At 67.0% G+C, this 11,042-nt stretch carries 5 protein-coding genes and 1 tRNA gene; 3 read left to right on the top strand and 3 right to left on the bottom strand.

Features of this window, described 5'->3' with window-relative positions; genetic code table 11:
• Window positions 1-79: 79 nt before the first annotated feature.
• Both LG373_RS06690 and LG373_RS06685 read right to left on the bottom strand, forming a co-directional pair.
• A complete protein-coding gene (locus tag LG373_RS06690) occupies window positions 80-1,612 on the bottom strand; it encodes a DEAD/DEAH box helicase (RefSeq protein ID WP_114567436.1) in 1,533 nt (510 codons plus the stop codon).
• An 8-nt stretch (window positions 1,613-1,620) separates the two neighbouring features.
• Complete coding sequence (locus LG373_RS06685; protein ID WP_225749357.1) at window positions 1,621-3,072, bottom strand: glycosyltransferase; 1,452 nt, start codon at window positions 3,070-3,072, stop codon at window positions 1,621-1,623.
• A 152-nt stretch (window positions 3,073-3,224) separates the two neighbouring features.
• On the opposite strand from LG373_RS06685, the gene LG373_RS06680 reads away from it, so the two are divergent.
• A tRNA-Glu gene (locus LG373_RS06680) sits at window positions 3,225-3,299 on the top strand.
• Between the two features lie 151 nt (window positions 3,300-3,450).
• Here LG373_RS06680 and LG373_RS06675 read toward each other — a convergent pair.
• Complete coding sequence (locus LG373_RS06675; RefSeq protein ID WP_216529880.1) at window positions 3,451-4,374, bottom strand: EamA family transporter; 924 nt, start codon at window positions 4,372-4,374, stop codon at window positions 3,451-3,453.
• Window positions 4,375-4,437: 63 nt separating this feature from the next.
• On the opposite strand from LG373_RS06675, the gene LG373_RS06670 reads away from it, so the two are divergent.
• Both LG373_RS06670 and LG373_RS06665 read left to right on the top strand, forming a co-directional pair.
• Window positions 4,438-7,323 (top strand): PD-(D/E)XK nuclease family protein, encoded by a 2,886-nt coding sequence (locus LG373_RS06670; RefSeq protein WP_225749356.1) that lies wholly within the window; start codon window positions 4,438-4,440, stop codon window positions 7,321-7,323.
• 3 nt (window positions 7,324-7,326) lie between these two features.
• Complete coding sequence (locus LG373_RS06665) at window positions 7,327-10,917, top strand: UvrD-helicase domain-containing protein (protein ID WP_225749355.1); 3,591 nt, start codon at window positions 7,327-7,329, stop codon at window positions 10,915-10,917.
• The last annotated feature ends 125 nt before the right edge of the window (window positions 10,918-11,042 follow it).

The following is an 11,042-nucleotide window of genomic DNA, read 5'->3' as shown; positions in this document are numbered from 1 at the left end:
CCGTGCGTTTCGGGCGACAATGTGTGCGGTGTGCGGTGTGCGGTGTGCGGTGTGCGGTGTGCGGTGTGCGGTGTGCGGGCTAGCGACGCTTGCCGCGTCCGTTGGAGCGCTGCTGGGCAACGTCGGCGCGATGCGCGCGTCCCGGGCGCAGGTCGGCTCCGGTGCGCTTGGGCGAGCCGCTTTGGGTCGGACGCCCGCTGCTCGTGCTGCGCCCGGCGGGCTTGGCGGCGTTGCCGCCGGCGCGCTGAGACTTGGCTTGTCCGGGGTTTTGCCTGTTCGGCTGCGCTCCCTGCGTTCCTGCTGGCTTCTTGCCGCCGCGGCGCTTCGGCCCGCCGGCGTTCGGCGTCGATTCCGTTTGAGCCTGTTCGCGCGCCTTCGCCTTCTTGCGCTCGCGAGCCGCCTGCTCCTTGGCCGCCTGCTTGATCTCCGGGTCTCGGCGGGCGTCGGCGCGCTGCGCCTTGGCAACGGCGTCTTCCTCGGCCTCCTGCATGTCGAACGAGGCGAGCTGCATTTCCGGAATGGGGCGCTTGATGAGCTTTTCGATGTCGCGCAGCGCATCGACGGTTTCGGGGCTGACGAAGGACACCGCGTAGCCTGCGGCGCCTGCGCGACCCGTGCGGCCGATGCGGTGCACGTAATCCTCGGGCTGAGTGGGCAGGTCGTAGTTCACCACGTACTCGACTTCCTCCACGTCGATGCCGCGCGCCAGCACGTCGGTGGCCACGAGGATCCCGGTCGTTCCGGCGGCGAAGTTGTCGAGCGCGCGGCGGCGCTGGTTTTGGCTGCGGTCGGAGTGGATGGCCTCGACCGAGTAACCGGCGCGCTTGAGACGCCGGCAGGTGGCGTCAGCGCGGCTGCGGGTACGGGCGAACACGATGACGCGATCGGCGCCTTTCTCGGCGAGCACGGCTTTGAGCAGCGCCGGCTTCACGGCTTGCGGCACGTGGATGACGTACTGATCCACCGTGTCGGCCGTTTCACCCTTGTGCGCGATCTCTACGAAAGCGGGGTCGTGCAGCAGCTTTCCCACGCTGTTCTTGATGGAGGCGTCGATGGTGGCGCTGAACAGCAGCGTCTGGCGCGTCGTGGGCGTAGCGCCGATGATCTTTCTCATGGCGGGCCAAAAGCCCATGTCCAGCATGCGGTCGGCTTCGTCGAGCACGAGCACTTCCACGTCTCCCAGGCGGACCGCCTGCTGTTCCATGAGGTCAACCAGGCGTCCGGGCGTGGCGATGAGCACGTCGACGCCGTGCTTGAGTTTCTTGATCTGAGGCTCGTAGGACAGGCCGCCCACCACGGTGAGGATGCGATGGTGCGTGGAGGTGGCGATGGCGGTGCACACCTCGCCGATCTGCTGCGCCAGTTCGCGCGTGGGCGTGACCACCAGCATGAGCGGGCCCTGGCCGCCCTTCGCGTGTTCCAGACGGTCGAGGGAGGGCAGCGAGAACGCAGCAGTCTTGCCGGTGCCGGTCTTGGCCGCAGCGATGAGGTCGCGTCCTTCCAGCGCGAGCGGAATGGCCTGTTCCTGAACGGGCGTCGGGGCTTCGTAGCCCAGGCGCGCGACGGCTTCAAGGGCCTGGTCGGACAGGCCGAGTTCGTTGAATTGCAACATGATTCTCCTTAGCGAATGTGTGCGGGCTTGTCGCCCCAGTAGAAATGTAGGAAATGCTTGCGATAGATGGGATCGTCGCCGTTTTTCGGCGCAGCGGCCAGGCGCAACGTGGCTGCTGCGATGTCGCGGGCCGCGTTCGGCCGCCGCAGGAAGCTTCCGTTGACTAGCATGGCGCGGGCGCTGTCGGGGCTCTTCGCGATGTGGCGCAAAGCGTCAAGAAGCTCGCGCGCCGTGGTCACGTGCATGGCCGCGCCGAGCGAGGTGAGCATTTGCACGTTGACCTTCTCTTGGCCGTACGCGCGGCCCAAAAGGATCATCGGCACCTGCGAGCACAGGCATTCCGTCACCGTAAGGCCGCCCGACTTGCAGATGACCAGGTCGCTTGCAGCCATGAGCGCGGCCATTCCCTCTACGTAATCGAGCACCGTGACGTTTTCGATGCTCAGTTCCTGGCACTCTTGGCGAAGATGCCGTGCGTACTCGGCGTCGTTTCCTGCTATGAACACGAAGTGCAGCGTGCCGCTCAGGCTGTGCAGGTAGGGCAGCAGCTTGTCGAGCGCGGTGCGGAAGTGCACGTAAGGCTGCGGCAGGTACGCGCCGGCCAGCGCGAGCACGACGCGCTTGTTCTGGGGAAGCCCCAGTCGCTCGCGCGTGGCGACGCGATCGTAGTCGCGGCGGAAATCGTCGCGCGTGGGGATGCCCGTGATGAGGATGCGATCTTCGGCAACCTTGCGCGGGCGCAGCGTTTCGGCCATGGATTCGTTCGCCACGCAGAACAGGTCGGCGGCGCGATGGGGCCAAAGGCCTTCGGTCTCGTAGTCCGTGGGAACGCAGACGATGGGGAAGCGCTGCCCGGTCAGCATGCGCGCGGCCGTTGCAACGTTGGCTGCGGTGATATGCGTGCAGACCACCGCGATCGGCTGCTTTTTCTCCACGTAGTCGGTGAACGCGCCGTACATGAGATGGTTCCATATAGTTCCGCCGCCCCAAAGAAGGCGGCCGGTCAGCGTGAAGCGCCAGGTGAGGTCGTAGATGGGTCGCGTTGCGCCCGTGAACAGCGATGCCGCCTTGTTTCCGTCGAACACTACGCGGCCGAAATCGAGCACGTCGAGCACTTCGACTTCCAGATCCTCGGAGACCAGGCTGGCGAGCGTCTCGTCGGTTTGATCGGCATCCGTTCGGGCATGGGCGTTTCGCTCGTCGCGCATGAGGTCGAACGCCTGAGCCACGGCGTTCGCGGCGCTGCGGTGCCCCGAACCGACGGAGGCGTGCATGACGATGACGAGGGGCTTGCGAGGCTCTTCGGATTTCGGCTCCACCGGGGCGAGTGCAACGTCGGCTGCCGGCTCCGCTTCGGCTTCGAGCGATTGCCCAGCGCGCGCCTCAAGGGCCTCGTCCGAGGATGCGCCGGGTTTCTCGACGTCCGGCGACAGGGGTGTTGACTTGGTTTCGTTGTCCATGCCGTCTATCATACCGCAAACGGCCGCGCTTCGTTGACGCCGTGGCGCGCAGGAGAAAAAGCCCTGAAATATTCCTCCAAAATTTTCTCTTGCAATTTGAGGAAACCTTTGCAATAATATTCAGGCTGCTTTTCGGAGACGAAAACGCAACCGTCCCCATAGTCTAGAGGTCAGGACGCGGCCCTTTCAAGGCTGAGACACGGGTTCGATTCCCGTTGGGGGCACCATCGTGGATACAGGCAAACCACCTTCCGGGGTGGTTTCCTTTTTTGAACGACAATTCGTCGAGCGCGAATCCATTGGGGGTTCGCGCTTTTTCGTGTCGCGCCCACGTTTTCGATTCGGGTTGCCCGCAGGGTCGGGACGGGGCCGCTCGGGCTAGTTCGGGGATTGCGGCTCTGCTGCCGTTTTCGCGGGAAGCAGGCTGGGAAGCTGCGACACCACGACGCCGATCAGGATGACGATCACCCCGACAAGCTGCAGGGCGTCCACCGACTCGCCAACGAGAACCGCCGAAATGGCGATGCCGCAGGGCAGCTCGGACGAAGCCATGATGGTGGAGAGTCCCGTCGAAAGATGGGGCGTGGCGATGCCGAACAAGATGACGGGGACGAACAGCGCGCACAGCCCCAGCACCAGCCCGTACTTCCAAATGCCCGCTTGAATCGCACCGCTGGCGAAGTAGTCCGGGCACAGGGCGAATCCGAGCACGCATGCGCCCAGGCAGACCACGAGCCCTCGCTGGATAGGCGGAAGGCCGCATCCCACGCGGCTCGAGAAGAACATGAACAGCGCGCAGCTGACGGCGGATCCCAGTCCGCAGAGGATGCCGATCGGATTCAGCTCCCCGACCGCGCTCGAGAACATCCCGCTTGCGAAAAGCGTCCCGCCAAGGATGGCGACCGCGGCCACCAGCTCGGCTGCCTGCGGCTTGCGCCGGGTAACTGCTACCTGGATGACAATGCCGATCCACGTGAATTGGAACAGCATGGTAAGAGCCGCCGAAACCGGAAGCATGGTGAGGGAAAGGTTGTAGAGCACGCACGTGGCGCAGGTGTTCAGGCCCAGTCCCATCAACGACAAGATGCGCTTCGGGGTCAGGGGCGCCGGTTTGCGTCCGCGCCCGAGCGACACGGCAAGGGCGATGGCGAATAGGAGCGTGCCGAACAGGGCCTGGCTTGCCACCGCTTGCGTCCAGGAAAAACCTGCGGCGTACGTCATCTTGACCGTTGCCGCCATGACGCCGTAGCTCGCTCCACCCAGGAATACGAGGGTCGAGTATTTCAAGGTGTTCTTCTGCATGCCGCCATTCTAGCGCATGCAGGGGCGCTCGGGCGCTACAATGACGGCATGCCTTACCAACACATGACATTCGACAACGCGGAAGACGTGCTTTTCGCGATTTCCGAAACGCTCGCTCCGTGGTGCGCCGCAGGGCGCGTGCCCGTGCTGTTGGCGCCGACGCCCGCCGCGGTCCTGCGGTTGCGGCGCGCTCTTGCGGACGGCTCCTGCTCGTTCGGCGTGCGCGTGGAAACCCCCGACTCCTGGGTGGCGGACCAATGGGAGATCTACGGAGACGGGCGCGCCCTCGTGCAGGGCGGGGAGCGCGACCTTCTGATGCAGCGAGCCTGCTTTGAGATGCGGGCACGCGGCAATGCCGTGGAGCCCACGCCGGGCACGGTCTCTCTTTTGGCGGGGCTTGCTCGCGAATCGCTCCCGGCTCTGCTGGATGCGCTTGCGTGCGACGAGCGCCAGCGCGAGCTGAGCGCAGCGCAGCGCGGGGCGCTCGCGGTACTCGGGCGCTACGCCGGCTTGCTCGACGAGCTGTCGCTGTGCGAACGCTCCCAGGCGGCTTGCGCGCTTTCCAGGTGCGATTGCGCGTTCCCTCCGCTTGTTTTGGCGGGATTCGACGACATCGGCCAGGCGTACGGCGAGCTGTTCGACGCGCTTGCCGAGCGGGGCGACGTCGTGCGCCTTGACGACGGGTGCCGTGCGCCGTCGTCGTCGCTTGGCCGTTCGCCCGAATTGACGTCGCTGCTCGACCGGTTGTTCTTGCCGCAGGAGGAGGGTCCGCTCGAGCCGACGGGCGCCGTGCGTTTCCTGTTGCCGGCTGGCCGTTATGCGGCTTGCGGGCTGGTGCTCTCGTGCGTGACCGAGGCCGTTGCCGCCGAGCGCGCAGCGGCGCGCGAGGAAGGGCGCGCGCCGCTGCCGGTGGTCGTGTCCGCTCGCGATCCGCGCGCCCTTTTCGACGAGCTGGCGGGTCCTTTGGCTGTCAGCGGGATATGCGCGGCGGCGTCTTCGCGCCGGTCGTTCGCGGATACGGCGTTCGGGTGCTCGTTTCTGGCGCTGTGGGCGTTTGCGAGCGACGATTCTTGCCGCTTGACCCTGGCTTCCGATTTCGCGTTCAGCGCGTTTTCGGGCTTGGGGAGGCGCGCGGCGTGCGAGCTCGATGCGGCGTGGCGCGGCGATCGGACAACGGATCGGGAGCGCGTCGTGCGCGATCTGTCGGACGCGAGCGAGGTTGCGGCGTGCGCCCTGGCCGCGCTTCGGCGCGGCGACGTCGACGGTGCGCTTGCGTGCTTCGAGGATCGCCTTCGCCGTCGCATCGATCTTGACGCGTCGTTTCGCTCGGAGCAGCTTGCTGCCGTTTCGGCGGCTCGCTCCTTTGCGGCCGCATGCGCTCGCACCGGCTCCGACGCCTTGGCGGCGCGCCCGCTTCTGGAGCGCGCGACGGTTCGCGCGAGCCTTCGAACGGCGGACCCTTCCTTTGAAGGGAAGCGGCAGCCCGAAGCGGTGTTTCTTTCGCTTGCCGACGTGGCCGAGCGCGCGGCGTGCTCGTGCTCGACGCTTGTGCTGTGCGACATGGACGCGCGTTCCTATCCCGTGCGGGCGGCCGAGGACGGCGCGACCTTGCTGCTGGACAAGCTGGGCTTGGGGCGCTGCCGCGATGCGCTGGCGCAAGGTCGCCGGACGTTTTTCCGCGCGCTGTCCTGCGGGCGCTCCGCTGCGGTCTTGGAGCGCCCGCTCAACACCGAGGACGCGGACGAGGCGTACCCTGCGGTCATGTACGAGGAACTGCTCGATTGTTACCGGGCGTCCGACGGTCGGGACGGGGCCTCGGATCGCGCCACGGGACTTCCTTGCAGCCTTGTTCCGCATGCGCGCGGCGCGGGAGAGGAGGCGCTGCACGCGAACCTCGCGCCCCGGCCGGCGGGCGATGCTCGAAAGCCGTTGGCGTGGCCTGTCCCCGCTTCCGGCGAGGTGTCCGAGCCCCTGCGTTCGCACATCGTGGTTCCGCGGGGCGCGGGCGGCGACGACCGACCGGCCCTTTCGCCGTCTGCTCTGGAAAGCTATCTGGAGTGCCCGTACAAATGGTTCGCTCTGCGCCGGTTGCGCCTGTCGGAGCCTGACGCGGGGTTCGGGCCGCTTGAGATGGGCAGCTTCTCTCACGGGGTGCTCAAAAGCTTCTACGAGCGCTTCCGCGAAGCGGGCAACGCTAAAGTGACCCAGGACAACCTGGCGCGCGCACGGGAGCTTCTGAGCGCTACGTTCGACCGGCACCTGGGCTTTCAACGCGAGCTCAAGCGCAACCGCAATCCGCTGATCCCCCGGACGAAGTTCGAGGAATCGGAAGTGGCCGATCTGCGCAAAAGGCTGCTGGGCTACCTTGATCGGGAGGCGCTTCTGCTTCCCGGCTTCAAGCCGACCTGCTTCGAGCTCGATTTCGGCGAGGCCGAGCCGTTCGCGTACGCGGGATGCCTGTTGCGCGGCAGCATCGACCGCATTGACGTGAACGATCGAGGTCAAGCGGTGGTCATCGACTACAAGGGGTCGCTCACGGGCGACTACGCGCTCGCGTCCGCGTCGGAGGCGGCGCAGGCGGGCGGAGCCGTGCTCCCGCACAAGATTCAGTCGCTTGCGTACGCGCAGGTTGCGCGACGTTCGCTGGGCTTGGATGTTGTGGGCGCTCTGTACGTGTCGTACGGCAAGGCGGCTCGCGTGGCGGGCGCCGTGGACCGCAGCGTCGTGGGCGAGTCGGATGTTCCGGGGCTCGACATGCAGGCGTGCGGCGTTCCGGGCCCGGCGGGAGAGGCTGTGGGCGCGGCGACGTTCCAGGAGCTTCTTGACGTGGTGGAGCAGCGTATCGAAGCGGCTGTTCGCACGCTTTCCCGCGGGGATATAGCGCCTGATCCGCGCGGCGAAGACCCCTGCGGCCATTGTCCGGTCCTCACGTGCGAAAGGAGGCGTTGATCCATGGACTTGCGTACCTGCACGCCTGGTCAGCGCGAAAGCATCGAGCACGTGAAAGGACCGTTGCTCGTGTCTGCGGGGGCGGGATCGGGCAAGACCTTCACGCTCACGCAGCGCATCGCGTACGCGCTGCTGCCGGAAAGCGGGCCGGCAGCCGGCGGCATGGACGAAGTGCTGGCCATCACGTTCACCGAGAAGGCGGCGGCCGAGATCAAAGCGCGCGTCAAGCGCACCTTGCGCGCGGAAGGCCTGGTTGAAGAAGCGCTCAAAGTGGATGGAGCCTGGATATCCACCATCCACGGCATGTGCGCCCGCATCCTGCGCACCCATGCGCTCGATTTGGGGATAGACCCTGCATTTGGCATTGTGGGGGACGCGGAGCGCGCGGATCTGGTGGCCGACGCCATCGACGCGGCGCTCGGCGACGACAACGACATCATCGCGCGCGGGTCTTATGCGGCGCTGTTCGACGAGTATCCCGCGCGGTCGTCCTTGCCCTCGGCTCCATCGGTGGCCTCCATGCTGGCGACGTTGCTGGACAAAGCCGCCAGCATGCGCGGAGGCCTTGACGCCGTGGACTTCGGACCCGAGCCCGCGTGCGCGTCTGCGCTTGCGCGCGAGCTTCTGCTCGCGTACGAAACGGTGCAGCCCGCCCTCGAGCAGGCGGGCGGCAGCGCTACGGCCGAGCGTGCGCGCGGGCAGGCCGCGGACGCGATCGAGGCCCTTCAGGCATTTCTTTGCCGCTACGGCTCCGTTGCGGGGCCTGCCGCCGGAGCGGACAACATAGCGGCCCTGCGCGCGCTGGCGGGCGCGCTCGGAGGGTGCCCGCGCATCGGGGGCAATTTCAAGGCTACCGTGAAAGAGGCGGTCAAAGCGTACCAGGCCGTGTACGAGGACGCGGCTCGGCAGATCGCGCTGGGGCTGGCTTTCCCGTTGGCGGCCGACCTCAAAGAGCTTGCGCGCGAGGTGTCGCTGCGCTACGAGCAATCCAAGCAGGCGCTGTGCAAGCTGGACAACGACGATCTGCTCACGCGCACGCTGGCTGCGTTCGAGCAGCATCCCGACATCGCTCGCCGTTACGAGGACCGCTTCAAGCTGGTCATGGTGGACGAGTTTCAGGATACCAGCCAGTTGCAGATCGACATGATCGCGCGCCTGTCCGGCCTGCGCTTCGCCCATCTGTGCACGGTCGGGGACGCGCAGCAGTCCATCTACCGGTTCCGCGGAGCCGACGTGAACGTGTACGAGGCCCACAAACGCGTCATGCGCTCGGCCGACGTGAATGCGCTCTACGTGGAGCTTGCCAAGAATTTCCGCAGTCACGCCGACGTGCTCTCGTTCGTGGATCGCGTGTTCGAGCAGCCCCAGGTCTTCGGCGACGCGTTCATGTCGCTCGAACCCCACGATGCGCGCCCGTCGCGTTACCGGGGGAGCGCACCGCGCATCGACCTGGTGCTGGCCGTGCAGCCGGCGGGGCGCGGCACGGGCGTGGGCATCGACGACGTCAAGCGCGCCGGTGCGCGGGAGATCGCCCAACGCTTCGCGTCTTTGCGCGAGGACGGGCATGCTCCGGGCGACATGGTGGTGCTGTTGGGCAAGATGAGCCGCGCGGGCGTGTACGCCGAAGCGCTGCGCGCCGAGGGCTTCGAATGCGTGGTGACGGGCGGATCGCAGTTCGCTTCGGCGCCTGAGGTTCGCGTGGTGGCGCGACTGCTGGAGGCGCTTGCGAACCCGGCGAACACCGCTGCTCTGTTCGAGGTGCTGACAAGCGACATGGTTCGTCTTTCGGCCGACGACTTCTTGGAGCTGGCTACCGAGGAGGACCAGGATACGGGCAGGGTGCGCCGTCGCGACCTCGATCGGGGCTTCGCGCGGTTGGCTTCCCGCTCGGACGAGCTTGCTCCCCGGCTGGCCCATGCCGTGCGGCTCTTCGACCGCGCGCAGCGTTTGGCGCGGGTCCTTCCCGCGTCCGCCGTGGTGCGCGACGCCGTGGTTCGAAGCGGCTGGATGGCGCGCCTCGAAGAGCAGGGGGCTGTGGGAACGGCATGCGCGGCCAACGTGCTGAAGGCCGTTCGCCTCATAGAGTCCGTGGAGGCCGAGCACCATGCCGGCCTGGCTTCGACGGCCCGCATCTTCGCCGGAGAGCTGTCGGTTGGCTTGAAGGAGTCGCCCGGCGCCCTGTCCGGCGCTGGCGGCGACGTGGTGAGGATCATGACCATTCACGCCTCGAAGGGCCTCGAGTTCCCTATCGTGGCGCTTGCGGACTTCGCCGACGGGCGCGCGGGCGCGGGCAAGCTGCTGGTGGAGGCTTGCGGGTCCGTGGCGCGGGCTTCGCTTGCTCCCGGCGCATCTTTGGATGCGTTCGAGCAGGTGAAGAGCCGGTCCAAGATGCCGCTTGCGGGCGACTTGGAGGAAAGCGCCGACCTTGACGCGGCCCGCGCGTTGGTCGAGGGCGGCGGGTTCGCGTGCGCCGAGGGCCGAAGCGGCTCGTGCACGCAGTCCGCCTACCGCGCGATGCTTGCGCAGCGCGCGGCGGACGAAGAGCTGGCCGAAGCGCGCCGCAAGCTGTACGTGGGGCTTACGCGCGCAAGCGAAGCCCTCGTGGTCGTTATGGACGCGAAGGCTCCATCGGCGGGCAAGCCGCCTGCGTACGCGGCTCTCGTAGACGACGTGCGCAGCGCGTTGTGCGGCGTCGCCGACTTCCCCGAAGGATCGGCGCAGCTTCCGTATGGCGGAAGCGAGCCCGCGCGGTTCGAGCGGGTGCTCGTGCAGCCGGATGCCTTGGAAGAGGGCGCTTTGCGGGATCGGCCCGAGCAAGCCGTCTTCGTCGTGCCGTCGCCGCCCGTCGACGCACCTGCGTGCGAGCCGTGGAGCGCCGGGCGCGGCGACGTCTTCTCCTATTCGGCCTTGGCTCGGGAAGGCGAGCCGACGGCCCCGGCTCTTCCTGCATCGGAGCGCTCGGGCTTGGGCGATGGGGACGTTTGTCCCGACGGCAAGCTGATGCGGGAAGATGGGGACGCGACCGAACGGTCGCTCGACGCCGATAAGGCTACGGGGCTGGGCAGCGCGTTTCACCGTGCGGCCCAGTTCGCCGTCGAAACCGGCCGCGTTCCCGACGAAGCCCGCCTGAACGCCTTCGCCGCCGCCTTCGGACTGACGCCTTGCCAGAAGGAGCGCTTGCGCTCTGCGTGCGCCTGCTGGTTTGGCAGCTTCACGTACGCCGAGGCTTCCTCCTGGCCGCTTCGCCGCGCCGAGGTGCCGTTCTTCGAGCGCGTGGGGGAGGGCTTTCTCGAAGGCGAGATCGATCTTTTGTGCACGGACGGGCCCGAGGGCGCCGCGCGCCGCGCGCTGGTGGTCGACTACAAGACGGGCGGCAGGGACGAAGAGCCGCTCGATCTGGTGCGGGAGCGGCATCTGCTTCAAGCGCAGTGCTACGCGTACGCCCTGCTTTGCCAGGGGTATCGCGATGTGGAGCTGAGGTTCGTGCGCGTTGAGCGCGCGGATGCGCAGGGGCAGCCGCAGGAGGTCTCATACCGCTTCTCGGCCAAGGACCGAAGCGATCTTGCGCAAGCGGTGCTTTCTGTACGGGGATGAGCGGCGGTTGTCGCGAACTGCTTCGGGCGCGACGGGCGTTTTTCAAGCCCGAAGCAGTTTCGGCAAAGCTCTAGTATGGCAGGAAGTCCTCCTGAAAACCATGACTAAAAAACTAATATAATATT

Source organism: Paraeggerthella sp. Marseille-Q4926 (assembly GCF_916618935.1).
Taxonomy (GTDB): domain Bacteria; phylum Actinomycetota; class Coriobacteriia; order Coriobacteriales; family Eggerthellaceae; genus Paraeggerthella; species Paraeggerthella hominis.
Note: the sequence above shows the minus strand (reverse complement) of the source record. Positions and strands in the feature narration are given on the sequence as shown.

What these genes read in the sequence shown, in the direction of transcription:
- LG373_RS06690 (WP_114567436.1), bottom strand. Translation starts at nt 1,612, where the DNA reads ATGTTGCAATTCAACGAACTCGGCCTGTCCGACCAGGCCCTTGAAGCC.
- LG373_RS06685 (WP_225749357.1), bottom strand. Translation starts at nt 3,072, where the DNA reads ATGGACAACGAAACCAAGTCAACACCCCTGTCGCCGGACGTCGAGAAA.
- LG373_RS06675 (WP_216529880.1), bottom strand. Translation starts at nt 4,374, where the DNA reads ATGCAGAAGAACACCTTGAAATACTCGACCCTCGTATTCCTGGGTGGA.
- LG373_RS06670 (WP_225749356.1), top strand. Translation starts at nt 4,438, where the DNA reads ATGACATTCGACAACGCGGAAGACGTGCTTTTCGCGATTTCCGAAACG.
- LG373_RS06665 (WP_225749355.1), top strand. Translation starts at nt 7,327, where the DNA reads ATGGACTTGCGTACCTGCACGCCTGGTCAGCGCGAAAGCATCGAGCAC.